Raw genomic sequence first — 24,368 nt, 5'->3', positions numbered from 1 at the left:
AGGCGTAACGCTCACCAGCGCTCGGGCCCGCCCCTCCCTGTTGTCCGGGAGGCGGCGGGCCTTCGCGTTCCCCCCGGTGCCGGAATGACGCCCGGAACCGGCTGACCCGTCCGGCCCTGCGGCCCGCCGGCCAGGGCCCGCGACACGGCCGCCTCCAGGCTCAGCCCCCCGCCCGCCCGGCGCCCCGCCTCGTACGTCGCCGTGCCCAGCTCCTCGCGGGCCCGCTTCTCGCACTGGGCCCGCGGCAGCCCGTAGTAGGCCGAACCGAACAGCGGCAGGCCCACCGAGGGCCAGATCCGCTCGGCGGCCCCCTGCAGTACGGCGGCCTCGGCCGCGTCCCCGTCGACCGCGGTGACCAGGGCCAGCAGCTCCAGGGTCAGCACGGTCCCGAGCAGATCGTGGAAGGTCCGGCCGATGACCAGGCACTCCGCGAGCATCCGGCGGGCGAGGCCGGTCTCTCCCCGCTGCAGGGCCGCGTACGCCAGCACGTACTGCGCGTAGGCGAGCGTCCACCGTTCCCCGTGGTCCTCGCAGATCTCCCTGACCTCTTCGCAGATCGCGACCGCGGCGTCCAGGTCCCCGAGGAAGGCCACCGCCATCGCCAACTCGACCTGGGCCATCAGCACATTGCTGTTCAGCTCACCGGCCTCCCGGTAGCGGACCAGCGCGTCGCGCAGCAGCTCCTCGGCCCGCACCATGTCGTCCGTGACGATCGCCAGGCAGCCCATCCGGTGCACCGCGTACGCCACGGCCGAGGCGTCACCCGCGCGCTCGGCCTCCTCCCGGCACTCCTGGAGCGCCGAGATGGCGCCGACCGCGTCCCCCTGGAGCACGGCCACGTACCCGAGCACCCACAGCGCCTTCAGCCGGGAGGCGTCGTAGGGCGACTCCTCCTCCAGCACATGGTCCAGCCAGTGCCGGCCCTCGGCGAGACGTCCGCAGCCGACCCAGTAGAACCAGAGGGTGCCCGCCAGATACTGGGCGAGATGGACCTCGTCGGGGCTCTCCATGGAGCATTCCATCGCCCGGCGGAGATTGGGCAGTTCGCTGTCGATACGGGCCGCCATCTCGCCCTGGCGCGGACTGAACCAGTCGAGCTCGCACCAGGTCGCGAGCCCCAGGAACCAGTCGCGGTGTCTGCGGCGCAGCCGGTCGGTGTCCCCGGTGGCGGCCAGCCACTCGGCGCCGTACTCGCGCACGGTGTCCAGCAGCCGGTAGCGGCAGCCCGCCGCCGCGTCCTCGCGCACCACGACGGACTGGGCGAGGAGTTCGTCGAGCACGTCGAGCACCGAATCGGCCGGCAGATCGGGGCCGCTGCAGATGTACTCGACGGCCTCCAGGTCGAACTGCCCGGCGAACACGGAGAGCCGTGCCCACAGCAGTCGCTGCTGCGGCGCGCACAGTTCATGACTCCAGCCGATGGCCGTACGGAGCGTCTGGTGGCGGGCAGGAGCGCCGCGGCTGCCGCCGGTCAGCAGCCGGAACCGGTCGTCGAGGCGGTTCAGCACCTGGTCCACCGACAGTGCGCGCAGACGTCCCGCGGCCAGTTCGAGTGCCAGCGGAATCCCGTCGAGGCGGCGGCAGAGCTCCAGCACCGTGGCCCGGTTGACGTCCGTCAGCCGGAATCCGGGCCGCACCGAGCGCGCCCGCTCGGCGAACAGCTCCATCGCGTCCCGATCGGCCATCGGCGCGAGCGGAAGGGTCAGCTCGCCGTCCACCCGCAGAGGGCGCCGCCCGGCGGCCAGGACGGCGAGCCGGGGGGCGCGGCGAAGCAGTTCCCGTACGAGTTCGGCCACCGGCTCGGTCATCTGATCGAAGCCGTCGATCACGAGCAGGAGTTGACGTGACGCGAGGTGGTCGATGAGCGTGGCACGCGCCGGCCTGCTGGTGTGGTCGGTGAGTCCCAGCGCGTCGACCAGGGCGTGTTCGAGCAGTCCCGGGTCGTGGACGGCGGACAGCTCGGCGATCCAGACACCATGGCAGTACCGTTTCTCCAGCAGCGCCGCGACCCGCGTGACACAGCGGGTCTTGCCGGCCCCTGCCACCCCGGCGACGGTCACCAGCCTGGACTCCTCCAGCAGGCGGCCCAGTTCGGCCAGCTCGTCGTCACGGCCCACGAATCTGTTCAGTTCCGCCGGCAGATTGCCGCGGACCGCGGGCGGGTGGGAACCCGGATCGTCGGGTGTGGAGAAGGGGCGCTGAGGGCGTCGCATAAAACACGCAGAGTACTGACAGATGAGCTCTCCGTACAATCTCCTTATGCCAACCCCGCCCCCGGCCACCGGTAATGCGGTACGGGGCCTGACGCCCGGCGCGATAGGGTCGGGAGACGACGATTGGCTAGCAGAGAGCGGTGCACTGTGTCCGGTGGAGAGGTGGCCGGGATCCTGGTGGCCGTCTTCTGGGCGATCCTGGTTTCGTTCCTCGCCGTGGTGCTGGTGAGGCTTGCCCAGACGCTCAGGGCGACCACGAAGCTCGTGGCGGACGTGATCGAACAGGCCGTCCCGCTGCTCGCCGACGCGTCGGCGACGGTCCGTTCCGCGCAGACCCAGCTCGACAAGGTCGACGCGATCGCCTCGGACGTCCAGGAGGTCACCTCCAACGCGTCCGCGCTCTCCACCACCGTCGCCTCGACCTTTGGCGGCCCCCTCGTCAAGGTCGCCGCTTTCGGCTACGGGGTACGGCAGGCGATCGGCCGCCGGTCCGCCCCCGAACCGGAGCAGGCCGCCCGGACCTCCCGTCGTACGGTGGTCGTGGGCCGTACAGTGCCATCCGCCCGAGGCAAGAAGCGGAACGGCCGAAGTTCCCGCGGACAGAAGGACTGACGCAGCGATGTTCCGCCGTACGTTCTGGTTCACCGCAGGCGCCGCAGCCGGCGTCTGGGCCACCACCAAGGTCAACCGCAAGCTCAAGCAGCTGACCCCCGAGAGCCTCGCGGCGCAGGCCGCGGACAAGGCGATCGAGACCGGTCACAAGCTCAAGGACTTCGCCCTCGACGTGCGCGAAGGCATGAACCGGCGTGAGGCCGAACTGGGCGGGGCGCTGGGCCTGGAGGCACCGGTCGACCCCGAACTCCCCGTACGGCAGCACTACGCCGTCGAAGCGGCGGACTCCGCCGCCACACACCGCACCCTCCCCTACAAGTCGTACAACCGGAATGAGGACCACTAATGGAGTCGGCTGAAATTCGCCGCCGCTGGCTGAGCTTCTTCGAGGAGCGCGGTCACACCGTCGTCCCTTCGGCGTCGCTCATCGCGGACGACCCGACTCTGCTGCTGGTCCCCGCGGGCATGGTCCCCTTCAAGCCGTACTTCCTCGGCGAGGTCAAGCCGCCCGCCCCGCGCGTCACCAGCGTGCAGAAGTGCGTCCGTACGCCGGACATCGAAGAGGTCGGCAAGACCACCCGCCACGGCACGTTCTTCCAGATGTGCGGCAACTTCTCCTTCGGTGACTACTTCAAGGAAGGTGCCATCCAGTTCGCCTGGGAGGCGCTGACCAACTCCGTCGAGGACGGCGGCTACGGCCTCGACCCCGAGAAGCTCTGGATCACGGTCTACCTCGACGACGACGAGGCCGAGCAGATCTGGCGCGACAAGATCGGTGTCCCCGCCGAGCGCATCCAGCGCCTGGGCAAGAAGGACAACTTCTGGTCCATGGGCGTCCCGGGCCCCTGCGGACCCTGCTCCGAGATCAACTACGACCGCGGCCCCGAGTTCGGCGTCGAGGGCGGCCCGGCCGTCAACGACGAGCGGTACGTGGAGATCTGGAACCTCGTCTTCATGCAGTACGAGCGGGGTGCCGGTGACGGCAAGGAGGACTTCCCGATCCTCGGTGACCTGCCGTCGAAGAACATCGACACCGGTCTCGGCCTCGAACGCCTCGCCATGATCCTCCAGGGCGTACAGAACATGTACGAGACCGACACCCTGCGCGTCGTCATGGACAAGGCCACCGAGCTCACCGGCGTGCGGTACGGGGCCGAGCAGGGCACCGACGTCTCGCTCCGCGTGGTCGCCGACCACATCCGTACGTCCGTGATGCTCATCGGCGACGGCGTCACCCCCGGCAACGAGGGCCGCGGCTACGTGCTGCGCCGCATCATGCGCCGCGCCATCCGCAACATGCGGCTGATGGGCGCCACCGGCTCGGTCGCCGGTGAACTGGTCGACGTCGTGATCAACACGATGGGCGAGCAGTACCCCGAGCTCATCACCGACCGCAAGCGCATCGAGACGGTCGCCCTCGCCGAGGAAGCCGCCTTCCTCAAGGCCCTCAAGGGCGGCACCAACATCCTCGAGACCGCCGTCACCGAGACCAAGGCCGCCGGTGGCCAGGTCCTCGCCGGCGACAAGGCGTTCCTGCTCCACGACACCTGGGGCTTCCCGATCGACCTCACCCTGGAGATGGCCGCCGAACAGGGCCTCTCCGTGGACGAGGACGGGTTCCGCCGCCTCATGCAGGAGCAGCGGGACAAGGCCAAGGCCGACGCCAAGGCCAAGAAGACCGGCCATGCCGACCTCTCCGCCTACCGCGAGGTCGCCGACAACTCGGGCGCCACCGAGTTCACCGGCTACACCAGCACCGAGGGCGAGTCGACCATCGTCGGCCTGCTCGTCGACGGCCTTCCCTCGCCCGCCGCCTCCGAGGGCGACGAGGTCGAGGTCGTCCTCGACCGGACCCCGTTCTACGCCGAGGGTGGCGGCCAGCTCGCCGACCAGGGCCGCATCCGGCTCGACACCGGCGCCGTCATCCAGATCCGCGACGTACAGCAGCCGGTCCCGGGCGTCTCCGTCCACAAGGGCTCGGTCCAGGTCGGCGAGGTCACGCTCGGCGCCGCCGCCTACGCCTCCATCGACAACACCCGCCGCCGCGCCATCGCCCGCGCCCACAGCGCCACGCACCTCACGCACCAGGCGCTGCGCGACGCGCTCGGCCCGACGGCCGCCCAGGCCGGTTCGGAGAACTCGCCCGGCCGCTTCCGCTTCGACTTCGGCTCGCCCGCCGCCGTACCCGGCACGGTCCTCGTCGACGTCGAGCAGAAGATCAACGAGGTCCTGGCCCGCGAACTGGACGTCCAGGCCGAGGTCATGTCCATCGACGAGGCCAAGAAGCAGGGCGCCATCGCCGAGTTCGGCGAGAAGTACGGCGAGCGGGTCCGCGTCGTCACCATCGGCGACTTCTCCAAGGAGCTGTGCGGCGGTACGCACGTCCACAACACCGCCCAGCTGGGCCTGGTGAAGCTGCTCGGCGAATCGTCGATCGGCTCCGGCGTCCGTCGCATCGAGGCCCTCGTCGGCGTCGACGCGTACAACTTCCTCGCCAAGGAGCACACGGTCGTCGCCCAGCTCCAGGAGCTGGTCAAGGGACGCTCCGAGGAGCTGCCCGAGAAGATCGCCGCCATGCTCGGCAAGCTGAAGGACGCCGAGAAGGAGATCGAGAAGTTCCGCGCGGAGAAGGTCCTCCAGGCCGCCGCCGGACTCGTCGACTCCGCCAAGGACGTACGGGGCGTCGCCCTGGTCACCGGACAGGTCCCGGACGGCACGTCCGCCGACGACCTGCGCAGGCTCGTCCTGGACGTCCGCGGACGCATCCAGGGCGGCCGTCCCGCCGTCGTGGCCCTGTTCACCACGGCCAACGGCCGTCCGCTGACGGTCATCGCCACCAACGAGGCCGCCCGTGAGCGCGGCCTCAAGGCCGGCGACCTGGTCCGTACGGCGGCCAAGACCCTCGGCGGCGGTGGCGGCGGCAAGCCGGACGTCGCCCAGGGCGGCGGCACGAACCCGGACGCGATCGGCGACGCCGTCGCCGCTGTCGAACGCCTCGTCACCGAGACGGCGTGACGCCGGACATGACGGAAATGCGCCGCGGTCGCCGACTGGCGATCGATGTCGGGGATGCCCGGATCGGGGTCGCCTCGTGCGACCCCGACGGGATCCTCGCCACGCCGGTGGAGACCGTGCCGGGACGTGACGTCCCGGCCGCCCACCGGCGGCTGGGGCAGATCGTGGAGGAGTATGAGCCGATCGAGGTCATCATCGGTCTGCCCCGCTCCCTGGGCGGAGGCGAGGGCCCCGCAGCCGCCAAAGTTCGAGCGTTCGCCCAGGTGTTCGCCCGCTCGGTCGCACCCATTCCGGTGCGATTGGTGGACGAGAGGATGACCACAGTGACGGCCACTCAGGGACTGCGCGCCTCGGGCGTGAAGTCCAAGAAAGGCCGTTCTGTCATTGACCAGGCTGCCGCTGTGGTGATCCTCCAGAACGCTCTGGAGTCCGAACGGGCGTCAGGTAAAGCTCCGGGCGAGGGCGTCGAAGTGGTTGTCTGATCGCGATACGGTAACGTTCCGCGCGATGCGGCGGTGTTCGAACAAACACTGCACAGCAAAGAGGCGGAACGTCGTCTCGCGGCACTAGGGGATCGATGACTGAGTATGGCCGGAGCCCCGGCTCCGAACCGTGGCATCCCGAAGACCCCTTGTACGGGGACCAGGGATGGGGAGGCCAGCAGGCTGCCCACGGCCAGAGCCAGTACGGCGGCCAGCAGCAGCCCTACCCCCAGGACCCGTACGCCCAGCAGCAGCCGCAGCAGCCGTACCCGCCACAGCAGCAGTACGGCACCCCGCAAGACCCGTATGCCCAGCAGCCGCCCCAGCAGCCCCAGTACAACGGCGGCTGGGACACCGGCCAGCAGGCGGCCATGCCGTACGGCGGGCAGCCCCAGGACCCGTACGGGCAGCAGCCGGGCGGCTACGGCGGACAGCAGGACTACTACGGGACGCCGGAGGCCTACCCGCCACCGCAGCCCCCCGGCCGCCGCGAGGCCGTGCCGGAACAGCAGACACCGGACTGGAATCCGGACGTACCCCAGGAAGAGACGCACCCCTTCTTCACGGGCTCCGACGAGCCGGTCGGCCGTGACGCCCGGGACGACGAGTACGACGACGAGTACGAGGACGACTCCCGCTCATCGCGCCGCGGGGGACGCGGCGGAGGCGAACGCCGGGGCAAGGGCAAGAAGAAGAGCCGCAGCGGCTGCGCCTGCCTGGTCGTATCGGTGGTCCTGGTCGGTGGCCTCGGCGGAGCCGCCTATATGGGCTACTCGTACTACAAGGAACAGTTCGGCGAGGCGCCTGATTACGCGGGCGAAGGCAGCGGCACCGTCGAGGTGGAGATTCCCAAGGGTGCGCTCGGCAACGAGATCGCGGACATTCTGAAGCAGAAGGGCGTCGTCAAATCCATCGGGGCCTTCACATCGGCACAGAATGCCAATCCGCGGGGCAAATTCATTCAGGCCGGCGTGTATCTCCTCAAGGAGGAGATGTCGGCGGACAGTGCCGTGAAGCTGATGCTGGACCCGAAGAGCCAGAATGCCCTCGTGATTCCCGAGGGAACGAAGAACGTCAAGGTCTACGCCAAGATCGACGAACGCCTCGGGCTCAAAAAGGGCAGCACCGCCAAGATTGCCGAGACGAATGCGGAGAGCCTGGGGCTGCCGGACTGGGCCGAGGACAATCCCGAGGTCAAGGACCCGCTGGAAGGGTTCCTCTACCCGGCCGCCTATCCGGTTTCCAAGGGGTCGAAGCCCGAGGACGCCCTGAAGCGCATGGTCGCCCGGGCCAATGAGGAGTACGAGAAGGCCGAGGTCGAGGAGAAGGCGACCAAGCTGGGTCTCAAGAATCCTTGGCAGCTCATCACGGTCGCGAGCCTCGTGCAGGTCGAGGGCAAGTACAAGCACGACTTCGACAAGGTCGCACGGGTCGTATACAACCGCCTCAAGCCCGGCAATACGGAAACGGTCGGCAGGCTCGAATTCGACTCCACGGTCAATTACATCAAGGGTCAGAGCACACTGGATCTCGGCCCCGTGGATGGTCTCCGGAAGATCGACGACCCCTACAACACGTACAAGATCCAGGGGCTTCCCGCCGGTCCGATCAGCAACCCCGGCGCGGACGCTCTGCACTCGGCGATGAACCCGGCCTCCGGTCCCTGGTACTACTTCGTCTCCGTGACCGAGGACAAGACCGTCTTCGCCGTGACGAACGAGGAGCACGAGCGCAACCGGCAGAAGTACGAGGACGAGAAGGCCAAGCAGTGAGCACCAACCGTCGGGCCGCCGTCCTCGGCTCGCCCATCGCCCACTCGCTCTCCCCGGTCCTCCACCGCGCCGCCTACGCGGAACTCGGCCTCGACGACTGGTCGTACGACCGCTTCGAGGTGGACGAGGCCGCGCTTCCCGGATTCGTCGAGGGGCTGGACCGCTCCTGGGCGGGGCTGTCGCTGACCATGCCGCTCAAGCGCGCGATCATCCCCCTGCTGGACGAGATCAGCGCGACCGCGGCCTCGGTCGAAGCGGTCAACACCGTGGTCCTCACCGAGGACGGCCGACGCGTCGGCGACAACACCGACATCCCCGGCATGATCGCGGCACTGCGCGAACGCGGCGTGGAAAAGGTGGAGTCGGCCGCCGTCCTCGGCGCCGGAGCCACCGCCTCCTCCGCGCTCGCCGCCCTCGCCGAAATCTGCACCGGACCGGTCACGGCATATGTACGCAGCCGGGAACGCGGCGACGAGATGCGCGCCTGGGGCGAGCGCCTCGCCGTCGACGTACGGATCGCCGACTGGTCGGACGGGGCGCAGGCCCTGCACGCCCCGCTGGTCGTCGCCACCACGCCCGCCGGGACCACGGACGCGCTCGCCGCAGCCGTACCCGAGGCTCCCGGCACGCTGTTCGACGTGTTGTACGAGCCCTGGCCGACCGCGCTCGCAGCAGCATGGTCGGCCCGCGAGGGATCAGTCGTCGGAGGTCTCGACCTCCTCGTACACCAGGCGGTCCTGCAGGTCGAGCAGATGACCGGCCGCGCTCCGGCCCCCCTCGCCGCCATGCGGCACGCGGGAGAACAGGCGCTCGCGGCCCGCTGATGCCCCCGGCCGGGGCAGCCGCGCCGTCCGTCTGCTGGACCGGCGGCCGGTTCGCACCCCCGGTCGTGGGAGGATCGGAGGCGGCGGGCCAGGGCCGCGCACCCGGTCGCGCCGTTGGATTTTCAGGCGCGAGCATGAGGAGCACCGTTGAGCAGGTTGCGCTGGCTGACCGCGGGGGAGTCGCACGGCCCCGCACTCGTGGCGACGCTGGAGGGTCTTCCCGCCGGCGTGCCGATCACCACGGAGATGGTGGCGGACGCGCTCGCCCGGCGGCGGCTCGGTTACGGCCGCGGTGCGCGGATGAAGTTCGAGAAGGACGAGGTCACCTTCCTGGGTGGTGTCCGGCACGGTCTCACCATGGGATCGCCCGTCGCCGTCATGGTCGGCAATACCGAGTGGCCCAAGTGGGAACAGGTCATGTCGGCCGACCCGGTGGACCCCGACGAGCTGGCCAAGCTGGCCCGTAACGCCCCGCTGACCCGCCCCCGCCCCGGCCACGCCGACCTCGCGGGGATGCAGAAGTACGGCTTCGACGAGGCCCGGCCGATCCTGGAGCGCGCCAGCGCCCGGGAGACCGCGGCCCGCGTCGCGCTCGGCGCCGTCGCCCGGTCGTACCTCAAGGAGACCGCGGGCATCGAGATCGTCAGCCACGTCGTGGAGCTGGCCGCCGCGAAGGCGCCGTACGGCGTCTACCCCACGCCCGCCGATGTCGAGAAGCTCGACGCCGACCCGGTGCGCTGCCTGGACGCCGACGCTTCGAAGGCGATGGTCGCCGAGATCGACCAGGCTCACAAGGACGGCGACACGCTCGGCGGAGTCGTCGAGGTGCTGGCGTACGGAGTGCCGGTCGGCCTCGGTTCGCACGTGCACTGGGACCGCCGTCTGGACGCCCGTCTCGCCGCCGCCCTGATGGGCATTCAGGCCATCAAGGGCGTCGAGGTCGGTGACGGTTTCGACCTGGCACGCGTGCCCGGTTCCCAGGCGCACGACGAGATCCTGGTCACCGAGGACGGCCTCAAGCGCGCCTCCGGGCGCGCCGGCGGCACCGAGGGCGGTCTGACCACCGGTGAACTGCTGCGGGTCCGCGCCGCGATGAAGCCCATCGCCACCGTGCCCCGCGCGCTCGGCACCGTCGACGTCGTCACCGGTGAGCCCGCCAAGGCCCACCACCAGCGCTCCGATGTCTGTGCCGTTCCGGCCGCGGGCATCGTCGCCGAGGCGATGGTCGCCCTGGTCCTGGCCGACGCGGTCGCGGAGAAGTTCGGCGGCGACAGCGTGCCCGAGACCCACCGCAACGTGCAGTCGTACCTCGACAACCTCCAGATCCGATGAGCCGCCCTCTGGTCGTCCTCGTCGGGCCCATGGGCGTCGGGAAGTCCACGGTCGGTGAACTGCTCGCCGAACGGCTCGGCACCGCCTACCGGGACACCGACGCGGACGTCGTGGCCACGGCGGGCAAGCCGATCCCGGAGATCTTCTACGACGAGGGCGAGGACCACTTCCGCGCCCTGGAGCGGCAGGCCGTACGGGCCGCGGTGGAGGGACACACCGGTGTCCTCTCCCTCGGCGGCGGCGCCGTCCTCGACGCCACGACCCGCGAGCTGCTCGCCGGCCACACCGTCGTCTACCTCTCGATGGACGTCGACGAGGCGGTCAAGCGCGTTGGCCTCAACACGGCCAGGCCGCTGCTCGCCGTCAACCCGCGCCGGCAGTGGCGCGAGCTGATGGAAGCCCGCCGTCACCTCTACGCCGAGGTGGCAGGCACGACCGTCGCCACCGACGACCGCACCCCCGACGAGGTCGCCCAGGCGATCCTCGACGCACTGGAACTGCCGGAGAGCACACTCATGACGGAGCAGGGACCCACTCGCATCCAGGTCGCGGGCACCGCGGGCACCGACCCGTACGAGGTACTGGTCGGCCGGCAGCTCCTCGGTGAGCTGCCCACCCTCATCGGCAACCGCGCGAAGCGGGTCGCCGTCCTGCACCCCGAGGCACTCGCCGAGACCGGTGAGGCGGTCCGGGAGGACCTCGCGTCCCAGGGCTACGAGGCCATCGCCATCCAGCTGCCGAACGCCGAGGAGGCCAAGACCGTCGAGGTCGCGGCGTACTGCTGGAAGGCGCTCGGCCAGACCGGCTTCACCCGCACCGATGTCATCGTCGGCATCGGTGGCGGCGCCACCACCGACGTGGCGGGATTCGTCGCGGCCAGCTGGCTGCGCGGCGTCCGCTGGATCGCCGTACCCACCACCGTGCTCGGCATGGTCGACGCCGCGGTCGGCGGGAAGACCGGCATCAACACGGCCGAGGGCAAGAACCTCGTGGGCGCCTTCCACCCGCCCGCCGGCGTGCTCTGCGACCTCGCCGCCCTCGACTCGCTGCCGGTCAACGACTACGTCTCCGGCATGGCCGAGATCATCAAGGCCGGCTTCATCGCCGACCCGGCCATCCTCGACCTCATCGAGGCCGATCCCGAAGGCGCCCGTACGCCGACGGGACAGCACACCGCCGAGCTGATCGAGCGGTCCATCCGGGTCAAGGCGGAGGTCGTCTCCAGCGACCTCAAGGAGTCCGGACTCCGGGAGATCCTCAACTACGGGCACACCCTGGCGCACGCCATCGAGAAGAACGAGCGCTACAAGTGGCGCCACGGCGCGGCCGTCTCGATCGGCATGGTCTTCGCCGCCGAACTGGGCAGGCTCGCCGGCCGGCTCGACGACGCGACCGCCGACCGGCACCGCGCCGTCCTGGAGTCCGTCGGGCTGCCGCTCACCTACCGCGGCGACCAGTGGCCCAAGCTGCTGGAGAACATGAAGGTCGACAAGAAGTCCCGCGGCGACCTCCTGCGCTTCATCGTCCTCGACGGCCTGGGCAAGCCCACCGTCCTCGAAGGCCCCGACCCGGCCATCCTGCTCGCCGCCTACGGGGAGGTCTCCGCGTGACCCGGAAGGTCCTCGTGCTCAACGGGCCGAACCTCGGCCGCCTCGGTTCACGCGAACCCGATGTGTACGGCGCGACCTCCTACGCCGGACTCATCGAGACCTGCCAGACGCTGGGCAAGGAGCTCGGCTTCGACGTCGACGTACGCGAGACCAACGACGAGGGCCAGATGATCCGCTGGCTCCACGACGCCGCGGACGGTTCAATTCCGGTCGTTCTCAACCCGGGTGCGTTCACGCACTACTCGTACGGAATGCGGGACGCCGCCGCCCAGCGGACCGCCCCGCTGATCGAGGTGCACATCTCGAATCCGTACGCACGGGAGGAATTCCGCCACACATCGGTGGTCGCGCCCGTGGCCACCGGGACCGTGGCCGGATTCGGTATCGGCTCCTACCGCCTCGCCCTGCGGGCCCTCGCCGACGAACTCGACGTCTGATCCGTCGGCCACCCCGGCCGACGGGGCACTCCGTACCGTCCCCGTCCGTTCACCTCACGGCGGCCGGGGACGGTACGGTTGCCGTTCCACCAGCGCCAGTTGCCTGTACGAGACGGAGTGGCACCGGATGCAGCACGCAGTGGGGGCCCCGCTGCCGCCGCCCCAAGGACCCGGAAACGGACCTGCCGGCCGGCCGCACCAGGCCCAGCACCCCGGCCCTCCTGGCCACCCCGGCCCGCCGCCGATACCACCCCCGCCCCCCGGGCAGGGCTGGACCGGCCCCGCGCCCCGCCACGCCCCCGTACCGCCCTCGCGCGAGACCACCGGGCATGTACAGCTGCCCCCGGGCGGCCCCGTGCCGCTGCCCGCGCCGCCCGCAGAGCCCGGCACCGGTACGGCGACGCTCGCCGTGCTCCTGATCGGCCCGGCAGGTGCCGGGAAGACCACCGTGGCCAGACTCTGGGCCGCCCGCCGCCAGGTCCCCACCGCACATGTCTCCCTCGATGACGTCCGCGAATGGGTCTGCGCCGGCTTCGCCGACCCGCAGGCCGGGTGGAACGACCACTCCGAGGCCCAGTACCGCCTGGCCCGTCGCACCTGCGGCTTCGCCGCCCGTAACTTCCTGGCCAACGGCATCTCCTGCATCCTCGACGACGCGGTCTTCCCCGACCGGCCCGTCGTCGGCCTCGGCGGCTGGAAGCGCCACGTCGGCCCCGGACTCCTGCCCGTCGTGCTCCTGCCCGGCCTGGAGGTCGTGCTGGAGCGCAACGCGGCCCGCAGCGGGAACCGGCGGCTGTCCGACGAGGAAGTGGCCCGCATCCACGGCCGCATGGCCGGCTGGTACGGCTCGGGGCTGCCCATCATCGACAACTCCAGTTACGACGTGGAAACGACGGCCCGGGTCCTGGACGACGTCCTCGCCCGCTCCATAGCCAGCCCGCCGGCCTGGTAGTACGCCGGCGGTCCCCCCGGTCGGATGCGCTGGCCGGGCGGTCCCGGGCCCCCGCTCGTAGGCTCGGAACATGTCAGAGGTGTACGCCGTCCGCCGTGGCCTGCTCCGCGACCGGTGCGCCGCCGCGGGATCCGTGGCCGCCCTGGTCTCCCGCCCCGCCAACGTCCGCTATCTCGCCGGAGGAGCCCCCCTCGGGGCCGTCCTGCTGCTCGGACCCACCGAGGACGTCCTGCTCTGCCCCCGCGCCCCCACCGGCGATCCCGCCGAGGGCCGCCCCGACGAGGCGCTGCGGCAGACCGTGCTGCCGGTGCCCGACGGCGACCCGGTGGTCGCCGCCGCCGATCTGGCCACCTCCCTGGGCGCGGAATCGCTCGCGGTGGAGGAACACGATCTGACGGTCGCCCGCCACCGTGCCATGGGCTCCGTCGCTCCCCGGCTGCGGCTGGCCGATCTCGGCTCCAGCGTGGAACAGCTCCGGATCGTCAAGGACGAGGAGGAGATCGCCTGTCTGCGGATCGCCGCCGAGATCACCGACCAGGCCCTCGGCGAGCTCCTCGAATCGATCCTGGTGGGCCGTACCGAGCGTCACCTCGCACTGGAGCTGGAACGCCGCCTCGTGGACCACGGCGCCGACGGCCCGGCCTTCGCGACGTCCGTCGCCACCGGGCCGAATTCGGGACAGGGCCGTCACAGGCCCTCGGACCGACGGGTGGAGGAAGGCGATTTCCTCTCCGTCTGCCTCGGCGCCAACTATCGCGGCTACCGGTGCGAGATCGGCCGTACGTTCGTGATCGGGACGACTCCCGCGGACTGGCAGATCGAGCTCTACGACCTTGTTTTCGCCGCTCAGCGGGCCGGGCGGGAGGCTCTTCTGCCCGGCGCCGCCTACCGCGACGTGGACCACGCTGCCCGTCATCTGCTGGACTCCGCGGGCTACGGTGAGGGCCTCGCACCCTGGACCGGGCACGGCGTCGGGCTCGAAATCGACGAGGACCCGCAGCTGGCACCTACAGCCATGGGTAAACTGGACGCTTGTGTGCCGGTCACCGTCGAACCGGGGGTCCACCTCCCGGGCCGGGGCGGTGTCCGGATCGATGACACGCTCGTCGTGCGCCCAGAGGCGGACGGCGGACCCGAGCTACTCACCATTACGACCAAGGAGCTGCTCGCGCTCTAGCGCGCATCCTTTGTCGTCCACCAGCTTCAGTCCAGGAGATTCCGCAACCGTGGCTTCCACGAACGACCTCAAGAACGGCCTGGTGCTCAAGCTCGACGGAGGCCAGCTCTGGTCCGTCGTCGAGTTCCAGCACGTCAAGCCCGGCAAGGGCCCGGCCTTCGTGCGCACCAAGCTCAAGAACGTGCTCTCCGGCAAGGTCGTCGACAAGACGTTCAACGCCGGCGTGAAGGTCGAGACGGCCACCATTGACCGCCGCGACATGCAGTTCTCGTACATGGACGGCGAGTACTTCGTCTTCATGGACATGAACACGTACGACCAGCTGATGGTCGACCGCAAGGCTGTCGGCAACGCCGCCAACTTCCTCATCGAGGGGTTCACGGCCTCCGTGGCCCAGCACGAGGGCGAGGTGCTCTACGTCGAGCTGCCCGCCGCCGTCGAGCTGACCATCCAGCACACCGACCCGGGTGTCCAGGGCGACCGCTCCACCGGTGGCAGCAAGCCCGCCACCCTGGAGACCGGTTACGAGATCGGTGTTCCGCTCTTCATCACCACCGGCGAGAAGATCAAGGTCGACACCCGTACGGGCGACTACCTCGGCCGGGTGAACAGCTAACCGTGGCTGCCCGGAACAAGGCCCGCAAGCGCGCCTTCCAGATCCTCTTCGAGGCCGACCAGCGCGGTGAGTCCGTGACGACGGTCCTCGCGGACTGGGTGCGGCTCTCGCGGACCGACGACCGACAGCCGCCGGTCGGCGAATTCACGATGGAGCTCGTCGAGGGGTACGCGCAGTACGCGGACCGCATCGACGACCTCATCGTCACCTACGCCGTGGACTGGGAGATCGACCGCATGCCGGTCGTCGACCGGAGCATTCTGCGGCTCGGTGCGTATGAGCTGATCTGGATGGACGAGACGCCGGACGCCGTCGTGATCGACGAAGCGGTCCAGCTCGCCAAGGAGTTCTCCACCGATGACTCCCCGTCGTTCGTGAACGGGCTGCTGGCCCGCTTCAAGGACCTCAAGCCGAACCTGCGCCGGGAGCAGTAGCCTCCGGCGGCGTTTCGCCACGAAGGGCCCACGGTCGAAGCGACCGTGGGCCCTTCGGCGTACCGCAGCCGGGGCCGGGCATACGAAAACGCCGGGCCGGCGGGGCGCCCGTCAGGGGCCCCGCCAACCCGGCGGTACGTTTCTTCTGCGGCGGTGTCAGCCCTCGTCGTGGACCGCGCGACGTGCGTCCGCGTCCAGCACGCCCCAGCTGATCAGCTGCTCCGTGAGCACGGACGGCGACTGGTCGTAGATCACGGCCAGCGTGCGCAGGTCGTCCTGGCGGATCGACAGCACCTTGCCGTTGTAGTCACCACGCTGGCTCTGGATCGTCGCGGCGTAGCGCTGCAGCGGTCCGGCCTTCTCCGGCGGGACGTGGGCGAGGCGCTCCAGGTCCAGAACGAGCTTCGGCGGCGGCTCGGCGGCCCCGCCCGGCGTCGTACCGGGCAGCAGCTCCTGCACCGGGACCCCGTAGAAATCTGCCAGCTCGGCGAGGCGCTGGACGGTCACGGCGCGGTCGCCGCGCTCGTACGAACCGACCACGACGGCCTTCCAGCGGCCCTGGGACTTCTCTTCCACGCCATGGAGGGAGAGGCCCTGCTGGGTGCGGATGGCGCGGAGCTTGGCCCCGAGCTGTTTTGCGTATTCGCTGGACATAAGGCTCCCCGGACGCTGGAACAGTTTGCGGCTCCGCCGCGTGGCTGGTAACTCACTGTGAGGTTACGCAGCGTTACTTGGATGCGTCAAGCTGAATGGTCCGGACCGGTACCTCCCGGGGGTGCGGCCAGAGGCCCGTACAAGCCCTGGTAACGTAGATGACGCAATTTCGACGTCCTTTAACGTCCGTCCAGTGAGGCGGAGAAGGAGGTCCGTTTCTTATGGACGCACAGCATGACGCCACCGGCAATGCGGCACGCCCCGTTCTCGAGGCTCCCGACATCGCCCGGGTACTGACCCGGATCGCCCACGAGATCGTCGAACGCGCCAAGGGCGCCGACGACGTGGTGCTGCTCGGCATCCCGACACGAGGCGTGTTCCTCGCCCGTCGGCTCGCCGACAAGCTCGAAGAGATCACCGGCCGGAAGATGCCGGTCGGATCGCTCGACATCACGATGTACCGCGACGACCTGAGGATGCGCCCCGCGCGCGCCCTGGCCCGTACCGAGATCCCCGGTGAGGGCATCGAGGGCCGGCTCGTCGTCCTCGTCGACGACGTGCTCTTCTCCGGCCGTACGATCCGCGCCGCACTCGACGCGCTCGGCGACATCGGCCGCCCCCGCGCCGTGCAGCTCGCGGTCCTCGTCGACCGCGGTCACCGCGAACTCCCCATCCGAGCCGACTACGTCGGCAAGAACCTCCCGACGTCGCTGCGGGAGACGGTCAAGGTCCAGCTCGCCGAGGAGGACGGCCGCGACGCCGTGCTGCTCGGTGTCCAGCAGACGGCCCCGGCGGTCGAGCAGTAGCTGCCCGGCCCGTACGCCGCCAGTCAGGCCGTACAGCAGCTTCCGCACGCCCGCGTGCCCGAATCCTCCCTCCAGCAACCCGGAGAACCCCCAGATGAAGCGTCACCTCATCTCGGCCGCCGACCTCACCCGCGACGACGCCGTCCTGATCCTCGAAACAGCCGAGGAGATGGCCCGGGTCGCGGACCGGCCGATCAAGAAGCTCCCCACCCTGCGCGGGCGTACGGTCGTCAACCTCTTCTTCGAGGACTCGACGCGTACCCGCATCTCCTTCGAGGCCGCCGCCAAGCGCCTCTCCGCCGATGTCATCAACTTCTCCGCGAAGGGCTCGTCCGTCTCCAAGGGCGAGTCGCTCAAGGACACCGCCCTGACCCTGGAGGCGATGGGCGCGGACGCCGTCGTCATCCGGCACGGCGCATCGGGTGCCCCGTACCGCCTCGCCACCTCCGGCTGGATCGACGGAGCCGTGGTCAACGCGGGTGACGGCACCCACGAGCACCCCACCCAGGCCCTGCTGGACGCCTTCACGATGCGCCGAAGGCTGGTCGGGGCCGACGCCGGTCTCGGCAAGGACCTCGACGGGCGCCGCATCACGATCGTCGGCGACATCCTGCACAGCCGGGTGGCACGCTCCAACGTCCACCTGCTGACCACGCTCGGCGCCCACGTCACCCTGGTGGCCCCGCCGACCCTCGTCCCGGTGGGCGTGGAGGCGTGGCCCTGCGACGTCAGCTACAGCCTCGACGAGGTGCTGCCGAAGTCGGACGCGGTGATGATGCTTCGTGTGCAGCGTGAACGGATGAACGCCGCCTACTTCCCGACCGAGCGCGAGTACTCACGGCGCTACGGCCTGGACGGCTCGCGCATGGCCAAGATGCCCGAGCACGCCATCGTCATGCACCCCGGGCCGATGGTCCGCGGCATGGAGATCACCGCCGACGTGGCCGACTCCGACCGCTGCACGGTCGTCGAGCAGGTCGCCAACGGAGTCTCCATCCGCATGGCCGTGCTCTACCTGCTGCTCGGTGGCAACGAGTCCGCCGCCCCGGCGCCCGCCACCCCCGCCCGTACCGAGGAGAACAAGTAACCATGAGCAAGATCCTGATCCGCGGCGCGAAGATCCTCGGTGGCGAGCCGCAGGACGTCCTGATCGACGGCGAGACCATCGAGCGGGTGGGCACGGACATCGAGGCCGGCGACGCCACCGTCGTCGAGGCGGCGGGCCAGGTCCTGCTGCCCGGACTCGTCGACCTGCACACCCATCTGCGTGAGCCCGGCCGCGAGGACTCCGAGACCGTCCTCACCGGCACCAAGGCCGCGGCGGTAGGCGGCTTCACCGCCGTGCACGCCATGGCCAACACCTTCCCGGTCGCCGACACCGCGGGAGTCGTCGAGCAGGTCTGGCGGCTCGGCAAGGAGTCCGGCTACTGCGACGTGCAGCCCATCGGCGCCGTCACCGTCGGCCTGGAGGGCAAGCAGCTCGCCGAGCTCGGCGCGATGCACGACTCCGCCGCCGGAGTGAAGGTCTTCTCCGACGACGGCAAGTGCGTCGACGACGCCGTGATCATGCGGCGCGCGCTGGAGTACGTGAAGGCGTTCGACGGGGTCGTCGCCCAGCACGCCCAGGAGCCGCGCCTCACCGAGGGCGCCCAGATGAACGAGGGCATCGTCTCCGCCGAGCTGGGTCTCGGCGGCTGGCCCGCCGTGGCCGAGGAGTCGATCATCGCCCGCGACGTCCTCCTCGCCGCCCACGTCGGCTCCCGGGTGCACATCTGCCACCTGTCGACCGCCGGCTCCGTCGAGATCGTCCGCTGGGCCAAGTCCAAGGGCTGGAACGTCACCGCCGAGGTCACCCCGCACCACTTGCTCCTCACCGACGAACTCGTACGGTCGTACAACCCGGTCTACAAGGTGAACCCGCCGCTGCGCACCGAGGCCGACGTGATGGCCCTGCGCGAGGCGCTGGCCGACGGCACCATCGACTGCGTCGCCACCGACCACGCCCCGCACCCGCACGAGGACAAGGACTGCGAGTGGGCCGCGGCGGCCATGGGCATGGTGGGCCTGGAGACCGCGCTCTCCGTCGTCCAGCAGACGATGGTCGACACCGGCCTCATCGACTGGGCCGGCGTCGCCGACCGCATGTCGTTCCGCCCGGCGGCGATCGGCCGGCTCGACGGCCACGGCCGCCCCGTCTCGGCAGGCGAGCCCGCCAACCTGACCCTCGTCGATCCGGCATACCGTGGACTCGTGGACCCCGCGGGCTTCGCGTCCCGCAGCCGCAACACTCCGTACGAGGGTCGCGAGCTGCCGGGCCGAGTGACCCACACCTTCCTGCGGGGCCGTGCCACGGTCGTCGACGGGAAGCTCGCGTGACAACACTGACCCCCCTGTACCTGCTGGCCGCCGAACAGAAGTCGGCCGAGGTGACCGACTGGTCCGCCCGGATCAGCTGGGTCGTCGGACTGGCCGTCTTCATCGCCCTCGTCTACTGGCTGATGCGCCAGGGATGGAAGTGGCGGGGACAGCTCCAGTCCGACCTGCCCGAGCTGCCCGCCACCCCCGAGGGATTCGCGGACGGTGAGAAGCTGCTCACGCTCTCCGGGCGCTACCACGCCTCGACGACCGCCGGGCAGTGGCTCGACCGGATCGTCGCCCACGGACTGGGAACCCGCAGCCGGGTCGAGCTGACGCTCACCGGGCAGGGCCTCGATGTCGTACGCCCCGGGGCAGCCGACTTCTTCGTACCGGCCGACGCACTGCGCGAGGCCCGGCTCGACAAGGCGCTCGCCGGCAAGGTCCTCCCCGAGGGCGGCCTGCTGGTCATCACCTGGGCGCACGGCGACAAGCTGATCGACTCCGGCTTCCGCTCCGACCACGCGGCCGAACACGCCGCCTGGGTCGACGCCATCAACCATCTGAACCGCACTACGGAAGGCACCGCACGATGACGATCTCCACCCGGGGAGCCGCCAAAGCTCCCGCCGTACTCGTCCTGGAGGACGGCCGCTCCTTCCGCGGCCGTGCCTACGGGGCCGTGGGGGAGACCTTCGGCGAGGCGGTGTTCTCCACCGGCATGACCGGCTACCAGGAGACGCTGACCGACCCCTCGTACCACCGCCAGGTCGTCGTGATGACCGCCCCGCACGTCGGCAACACCGGTGTGAACGACGAGGACCCCGAGTCGAAGCGGATCTGGGTCGCCGGTTACGTCGTACGCGACCCCGCCCGGGTGCCCTCCAACTGGCGCTCCCGGCGCTCGCTGGACGAGGAGCTCGTGAGCCAGGGCGTCGTCGGCATCAGCGGCATCGACACCCGCGCCCTCACCCGCCACCTGCGCGAGCGCGGCGCGATGCGCGTCGGCATCTTCTCCGGCAACGCGATCGCCGACGAGGGCATGCTGCTCGCCAAGGTGCGCCAGGCCCCCGAGATGACGGGCGCGAGCCTGTCGGACCAGGTGACCACATCGGAGGCGTACGTCGTCCCCGCGATCGGCGAGAAGAAGTTCACCGTCGCCGCCCTGGACCTGGGCATCAAGGGCATGACGCCGCACCGGATGGCCGAGCGCGGTATCGAGGTGCACGTGCTGCCCGCGACGGCGACTGTCGAGGACGTCTACGCCGTGAACCCCGACGGGTTCTTCCTGTCCAACGGGCCCGGCGACCCCTCGACCGTCGACCTCACCGTCGTCAAGGCCGTTCTGGCGCGGAAGACCCCGCTCTTCGGTATCTGCTTCGGCAACCAGATCCTCGGCCGCGCCCTCGGCTTCGGCACGTACAAGCTGAAGTACGGCCACCGCGGGATCAACCAGCCCGTGCAGGACCGCACGACCAGCAAGGTCGAGGTCACCGCGCACAACCACGGCTTCGCCGTCGACGCCCCGCTCGACAAGGTGTCCGATACGCCGTTCGGCCGCGCCGAGGTCTCCCACGTCTGCCTGAACGACCAGGTCGTCGAGGGCCTCCAGCTCCTCGACCAGCCCGCGTTCAGTGTCCAGTACCACCCCGAAGCCGCCGCGGGCCCGCACGACGCCGCGTACCTCTTCGACCGTTTCGTTTCCCTGATGGAGGGCCAGCGTGCCTAAGCGCTCCGATATCCAGTCCGTCCTGGTCATCGGCTCCGGTCCGATCGTCATCGGTCAGGCCGCCGAGTTCGACTACTCCGGCACCCAGGCCTGCCGCGTCCTGAAGGCCGAGGGCCTGCGCGTCATCCTGGTGAACTCCAACCCGGCGACGATCATGACCGACCCGGAGATCGCCGACGCCACGTACGTCGAGCCGATCACCCCCGAGTTCGTCGAGAAGATCATCGCCAAGGAGCGCCCCGACGCGCTGCTCCCGACGCTGGGCGGCCAGACCGCGCTCAACACCGCGATCTCCATGCACGAGAACGGTGTCCTGGAGAAGTACGGCGTCGAGCTGATCGGCGCCAACGTCGAGGCGATCAACAAGGGCGAGGACCGCGACCTCTTCAAGGGCGTCGTCGAGGCCGTCAAGGCGAAGATCGGGTACGGCGAGTCCGCCCGCTCGGTCATCTGCCACACGATGGACGACATCATCAAGGGCGTCGACACGCTCGGCGGCTACCCCGTCGTCGTCCGCCCCTCCTTCACGATGGGCGGCGCCGGCTCCGGCTTCGCGCACGACGAGGAGGAGCTGCGCCGCATCGCCGGACAGGGCCTCACGCTCTCCCCGACCACCGAGGTGCTCCTGGAGGAGTCCATCCTCGGCTGGAAGGAGTACGAGCTTGAGCTGATGCGCGACAAGAACGACAACGTCGTGGTCGTCTGCTCCATCGAGAACTTCGACCCGATGGGCGTCCACACGGGTGACTCGATCACCGTCGCCCCGTCGATGACGCTCACCGACCGCGAGTACCAGCGGCTGCGCGACATCGGCATCGCGATCATCCGCGAGGTCGGCGTCGACACCGGCGGCTGCAACATCCAGTTCGCCATCGACCCGGTCGACGGCCGGGTCATCGTGATCGAGATGAACCCGCGTGTCTCCCGCTCATCGGCGCTCGCGTCGAAGGCCACCGGCTTCCCGATCGCCAAGATCGCCGCGAAGCTGGCCGTCGGCTACACGCTCGACGAGATCCCCAACGACATCACCGAGAAGACGCCGGCCTCCTTCGAGCCGACGCTCGACTACGTCGTCGTGAAGGCCCCGCGCTTCGCCTTCGAGAAGTTCCCCTCCGCCGACTCCACCCTCACCACCACCATGAAGTCGGTGGGCGAGGCCATGGCGATCGGCCGGAACTTCACCGAGGCGCTGCAGAAGGCCCTGCGCTCCCTGGAGAAGAAGGGCTCGCAGTTCACCTTCGTCGGCGAGCCCGGCGACAAGGCCGAGCTGCTGGCCGAGGCGGTCCGCCCGACCGACGGCCGGATCAACACCGTCATGCAGGCGATCCGCGCCGGTGCCACCCAGGAAGAGGTCTTCGACTCCACGAAGATCGACCCCTGGTTCGTCGACCAGCTCTTCCTGATCAAGGAGATCGCGGACGAGCTGGCCGCCGCCGAGCGGCTCGACACCGACCTGATCGCCGAGGCCAAGCGGCACGGCTTCTCCGACGCCCAGATCGGTGAGATCCGCGGCCTGCGCGAGGACGTCGTACGCGAGGTCCGGCACGCGCTCGGTATCCGCCCGGTCTACAAGACGGTCGACACCTGCGCCGCCGAGTTCGCCGCGAACACGCCGTACTTCTACTCCAGTTACGACGAGGAGAGCGAGGTCGCGCCCCGCACCAAGCCCGCGGTGATCATCCTGGGCTCGGGCCCCAACCGCATCGGCCAGGGCATCGAGTTCGACTACTCCTGCGTCCACGCCTCCTTCGCGCTGAGCGAGGCGGGCTACGAGACCGTGATGGTCAACTGCAACCCGGAGACCGTCTCCACCGACTACGACACCTCCGACCGCCTGTACTTCGAGCCGCTGACGCTCGAAGACGTGCTGGAGATCGTGCACGCCGAGTCCCTCGCGGGCCCGATCGCCGGTGTCATCGTCCAGCTCGGCGGCCAGACCCCGCTGGGTCTGTCGCAGGCGCTCAAGGACAACGGCGTGCCCGTCGTCGGCACGTCCCCGGAGGCGATCCACGCCGCCGAGGACCGTGGCGCCTTCGGCCGCGTACTGGCCGAGGCCGGTCTGCCCGCCCCGAAGCACGGCACCGCCACCACCTTCTCCGAGGCCAAGGCCATCGCCGACGAGATCGGCTACCCCGTCCTCGTACGCCCGTCGTACGTGCTCGGCGGCCGTGGCATGGAGATCGTGTACGACGAGACCCGCCTCTCCTCGTACATCGCGGAGTCCACCGAGATCAGCCCCACCCGGCCGGTCCTGGTCGACCGCTTCCTCGACGACGCGATCGAGATCGACGTCGACGCGCTCTACGACGGCACCGAGCTCTACCTCGGCGGCGTCATGGAACACATCGAGGAGGCCGGTATCCACTCCGGCGACTCCGCCTGCGCACTGCCCCCGATCACCCTCGGCGGCTACGACATCAAGCGGCTGCGCGCCTCCACCGAGGGCATCGCCAAGGGCGTCGGCGTACGCGGCCTGATCAACATCCAGTTCGCGCTCTCCGGCGACATCCTGTACGTCCTGGAAGCCAACCCGCGTGCCTCCCGCACCGTCCCCTTCACCTCGAAGGCGACCGCGGTCCCGCTCGCCAAGGCCGCCGCCCGGATCTCCCTGGGCGCGACGATCGCCGAGCTCCGCGAGGAGGGCCTGCTGCCGAAGAACGGCGACGGCGGCACCCTGCCGCTCGACGCGCCGATCTCCGTCAAGGAGGCCGTCATGCCGTGGTCGCGCTTCCGCGACATCCACGGCCGCGGCGTCGACACGGTCCTCGGCCCGGAGATGCGCTCGACCGGCGAAGTCATGGGCATCGACTCGGTGTTCGGCACGGCGTACGCCAAGTCGCAGGCCGGGGCGTACGGTCCGCTGCCCACCAAGGGACGCGCGTTCATCTCCGTCGCCAACCGCGACAAGCGCTCGATGATCTTCCCGGCCCGCGAACTGGTCGCCCACGGCTTCGAGCTGATGGCCACCTCCGGTACGGCCGAGGTGCTCAAGCGCAACGGCATCAACGCCAAGGTCGTGCGCAAGCAGTCCGAGGGCGAGGGCCCGAACGGCGAGAAGACCATCGTCCAGCTCATCCACGACGGCGAGGTCGACCTCATCGTCAACACGCCGTACGGGACGGGCGGCAGGCTCGACGGCTACGAGATCCGCACCGCGGCCGTGGCCCGGTCCGTGCCCTGCCTGACGACGGTCCAGGCGCTCGCTGCCGCCGTCCAGGGCATCGACGCGCTCAACCACGGCGACGTCGGCGTACGTTCCCTCCAGGAACACGCGGAACATCTGACCGCGGCCCGCGACTAGCAGCCCAGATGGGGGACACCGGAAACGGTGTCCCCCTCTCTGTGAGG

At 70.0% G+C, this 24,368-nt stretch carries 21 protein-coding genes; 19 read left to right on the top strand and 2 right to left on the bottom strand.

Annotated features, from left to right (window positions below):
* Positions 1-11 precede the first annotated feature (11 nt).
* A complete protein-coding gene (locus ACWGO0_RS26965) occupies positions 12-2,213 on the bottom strand; it encodes an ATP-binding protein (protein WP_453540242.1) in 2,202 nt (733 codons plus the stop codon).
* Between the two features lie 162 nt (positions 2,214-2,375).
* Here ACWGO0_RS26965 and ACWGO0_RS26960 point away from each other — a divergent pair, with 162 nt between their 5' ends.
* The 13 genes from ACWGO0_RS26960 to nusB all read left to right on the top strand — a co-directional run bounded on the left by ACWGO0_RS26960 (position 2,376) and on the right by nusB (position 15,476).
* The gene (locus ACWGO0_RS26960) at positions 2,376-2,825 is read left to right on the top strand and encodes a DUF948 domain-containing protein (protein ID WP_453540317.1); all 450 of its coding nucleotides are present in this window, start codon (positions 2,376-2,378) and stop codon (positions 2,823-2,825) included.
* Between the two features lie 7 nt (positions 2,826-2,832).
* Positions 2,833-3,171 carry a DUF6167 family protein gene (locus ACWGO0_RS26955; protein WP_453540239.1) on the top strand — a complete coding sequence of 113 codons (339 nt, stop codon included), beginning with the start codon at positions 2,833-2,835 and terminating at the stop codon, positions 3,169-3,171.
* Positions 3,171-5,840 carry an alanine--tRNA ligase gene (alaS, locus tag ACWGO0_RS26950; RefSeq protein WP_453540236.1) on the top strand — a complete coding sequence of 890 codons (2,670 nt, stop codon included), beginning with the start codon at positions 3,171-3,173 and terminating at the stop codon, positions 5,838-5,840. The genes ACWGO0_RS26955 and alaS overlap by 1 nt, the downstream gene beginning before the upstream one ends.
* 8 nt (positions 5,841-5,848) lie before the next feature.
* The gene (gene ruvX, locus ACWGO0_RS26945) at positions 5,849-6,322 is read left to right on the top strand and encodes a Holliday junction resolvase RuvX (RefSeq protein WP_453540233.1); all 474 of its coding nucleotides are present in this window, start codon (positions 5,849-5,851) and stop codon (positions 6,320-6,322) included.
* A 95-nt stretch (positions 6,323-6,417) separates the two neighbouring features.
* Positions 6,418-8,094, top strand: coding sequence for an endolytic transglycosylase MltG (mltG, locus tag ACWGO0_RS26940; protein WP_453540230.1), 1,677 nt, complete (start codon positions 6,418-6,420; stop codon positions 8,092-8,094).
* The gene (locus tag ACWGO0_RS26935; protein ID WP_453540227.1) at positions 8,091-8,918 is read left to right on the top strand and encodes a shikimate dehydrogenase; all 828 of its coding nucleotides are present in this window, start codon (positions 8,091-8,093) and stop codon (positions 8,916-8,918) included. Before mltG ends, ACWGO0_RS26935 begins: the two co-directional genes overlap by 4 nt.
* 147 nt (positions 8,919-9,065) lie before the next feature.
* Positions 9,066-10,250 carry a chorismate synthase gene (gene aroC, locus ACWGO0_RS26930; RefSeq protein ID WP_453540224.1) on the top strand — a complete coding sequence of 395 codons (1,185 nt, stop codon included), beginning with the start codon at positions 9,066-9,068 and terminating at the stop codon, positions 10,248-10,250.
* Complete coding sequence (gene aroB, locus ACWGO0_RS26925) at positions 10,247-11,860, top strand: 3-dehydroquinate synthase (protein ID WP_453540221.1); 1,614 nt, start codon at positions 10,247-10,249, stop codon at positions 11,858-11,860. The genes aroC and aroB overlap by 4 nt, the downstream gene beginning before the upstream one ends.
* Positions 11,857-12,297 carry a type II 3-dehydroquinate dehydratase gene (gene aroQ / locus ACWGO0_RS26920; RefSeq protein ID WP_453540218.1) on the top strand — a complete coding sequence of 147 codons (441 nt, stop codon included), beginning with the start codon at positions 11,857-11,859 and terminating at the stop codon, positions 12,295-12,297. Before aroB ends, aroQ begins: the two co-directional genes overlap by 4 nt.
* A gap of 127 nt (positions 12,298-12,424) precedes the next feature.
* Entirely contained in the window at positions 12,425-13,249 is an 825-nt protein-coding gene (locus ACWGO0_RS26915; RefSeq protein WP_453540215.1) for a Pro-rich N-terminal domain-containing protein, read from the top strand.
* 70 nt (positions 13,250-13,319) lie between these two features.
* Positions 13,320-14,426: an aminopeptidase P family protein gene (locus ACWGO0_RS26910; protein ID WP_453540212.1), complete on the top strand. Its 1,107-nt coding sequence runs from the start codon at positions 13,320-13,322 to the stop codon at positions 14,424-14,426.
* A 49-nt stretch (positions 14,427-14,475) separates the two neighbouring features.
* Positions 14,476-15,042, top strand: coding sequence for an elongation factor P (efp, locus tag ACWGO0_RS26905; protein ID WP_205021949.1), 567 nt, complete (start codon positions 14,476-14,478; stop codon positions 15,040-15,042).
* Between the two features lie 2 nt (positions 15,043-15,044).
* Positions 15,045-15,476 carry a transcription antitermination factor NusB gene (gene nusB / locus ACWGO0_RS26900; protein ID WP_453540208.1) on the top strand — a complete coding sequence of 144 codons (432 nt, stop codon included), beginning with the start codon at positions 15,045-15,047 and terminating at the stop codon, positions 15,474-15,476.
* Between the two features lie 156 nt (positions 15,477-15,632).
* Here the strand turns inward: nusB and bldD are convergent, their stop codons facing one another.
* Positions 15,633-16,130, bottom strand: coding sequence for a transcriptional regulator BldD (gene bldD / locus ACWGO0_RS26895; protein ID WP_328909047.1), 498 nt, complete (start codon positions 16,128-16,130; stop codon positions 15,633-15,635).
* A gap of 221 nt (positions 16,131-16,351) precedes the next feature.
* On the opposite strand from bldD, the gene pyrR reads away from it, so the two are divergent.
* From pyrR to carB, 6 genes are all read left to right on the top strand, one after another.
* Positions 16,352-16,936 (top strand): bifunctional pyr operon transcriptional regulator/uracil phosphoribosyltransferase PyrR, encoded by a 585-nt coding sequence (gene pyrR, locus ACWGO0_RS26890; protein ID WP_453540204.1) that lies wholly within the window; start codon positions 16,352-16,354, stop codon positions 16,934-16,936.
* 94 nt (positions 16,937-17,030) lie between these two features.
* The gene (locus tag ACWGO0_RS26885) at positions 17,031-18,023 is read left to right on the top strand and encodes an aspartate carbamoyltransferase catalytic subunit (protein WP_453540202.1); all 993 of its coding nucleotides are present in this window, start codon (positions 17,031-17,033) and stop codon (positions 18,021-18,023) included.
* A gap of 2 nt (positions 18,024-18,025) precedes the next feature.
* On the top strand, positions 18,026-19,312 hold the full coding sequence (locus tag ACWGO0_RS26880) for a dihydroorotase (protein ID WP_453540199.1): 1,287 nt from the start codon (positions 18,026-18,028) through the stop codon (positions 19,310-19,312).
* A complete protein-coding gene (locus tag ACWGO0_RS26875) occupies positions 19,309-19,887 on the top strand; it encodes a PH-like domain-containing protein (protein WP_453540196.1) in 579 nt (192 codons plus the stop codon). The genes ACWGO0_RS26880 and ACWGO0_RS26875 overlap by 4 nt, the downstream gene beginning before the upstream one ends.
* A complete protein-coding gene (carA, locus tag ACWGO0_RS26870) occupies positions 19,884-21,020 on the top strand; it encodes a glutamine-hydrolyzing carbamoyl-phosphate synthase small subunit (protein WP_453540193.1) in 1,137 nt (378 codons plus the stop codon). Before ACWGO0_RS26875 ends, carA begins: the two co-directional genes overlap by 4 nt.
* The gene (carB, locus tag ACWGO0_RS26865) at positions 21,013-24,321 is read left to right on the top strand and encodes a carbamoyl-phosphate synthase large subunit (protein WP_453540190.1); all 3,309 of its coding nucleotides are present in this window, start codon (positions 21,013-21,015) and stop codon (positions 24,319-24,321) included. The genes carA and carB overlap by 8 nt, the downstream gene beginning before the upstream one ends.
* Positions 24,322-24,368 lie beyond the last annotated feature (47 nt).

The sequence above is a fragment of the Streptomyces sp. NPDC055749 genome, from assembly GCF_053617235.1.
The sequence above is the reverse complement of the archived record's forward strand: the minus strand, read 5'-3'. Positions and strand labels throughout refer to the sequence as shown.

Coding starts and splice junctions, on each gene's coding strand:
- ACWGO0_RS26965 (WP_453540242.1), bottom strand. CDS start 2,213: ATGCGACGCCCTCAGCGCCCCTTCTCCACACCCGACGATCCGGGTTCC.
- ACWGO0_RS26955 (WP_453540239.1), top strand. CDS start 2,833: ATGTTCCGCCGTACGTTCTGGTTCACCGCAGGCGCCGCAGCCGGCGTC.
- alaS (WP_453540236.1), top strand. CDS start 3,171: ATGGAGTCGGCTGAAATTCGCCGCCGCTGGCTGAGCTTCTTCGAGGAG.
- ruvX (WP_453540233.1), top strand. CDS start 5,849: ATGACGGAAATGCGCCGCGGTCGCCGACTGGCGATCGATGTCGGGGAT.
- mltG (WP_453540230.1), top strand. CDS start 6,418: ATGACTGAGTATGGCCGGAGCCCCGGCTCCGAACCGTGGCATCCCGAA.
- aroB (WP_453540221.1), top strand. CDS start 10,247: ATGAGCCGCCCTCTGGTCGTCCTCGTCGGGCCCATGGGCGTCGGGAAG.
- ACWGO0_RS26915 (WP_453540215.1), top strand. CDS start 12,425: ATGCAGCACGCAGTGGGGGCCCCGCTGCCGCCGCCCCAAGGACCCGGA.
- ACWGO0_RS26910 (WP_453540212.1), top strand. CDS start 13,320: ATGTCAGAGGTGTACGCCGTCCGCCGTGGCCTGCTCCGCGACCGGTGC.
- bldD (WP_328909047.1), bottom strand. CDS start 16,130: ATGTCCAGCGAATACGCAAAACAGCTCGGGGCCAAGCTCCGCGCCATC.
- pyrR (WP_453540204.1), top strand. CDS start 16,352: ATGGACGCACAGCATGACGCCACCGGCAATGCGGCACGCCCCGTTCTC.
- ACWGO0_RS26885 (WP_453540202.1), top strand. CDS start 17,031: ATGAAGCGTCACCTCATCTCGGCCGCCGACCTCACCCGCGACGACGCC.
- ACWGO0_RS26880 (WP_453540199.1), top strand. CDS start 18,026: ATGAGCAAGATCCTGATCCGCGGCGCGAAGATCCTCGGTGGCGAGCCG.
- carA (WP_453540193.1), top strand. CDS start 19,884: ATGACGATCTCCACCCGGGGAGCCGCCAAAGCTCCCGCCGTACTCGTC.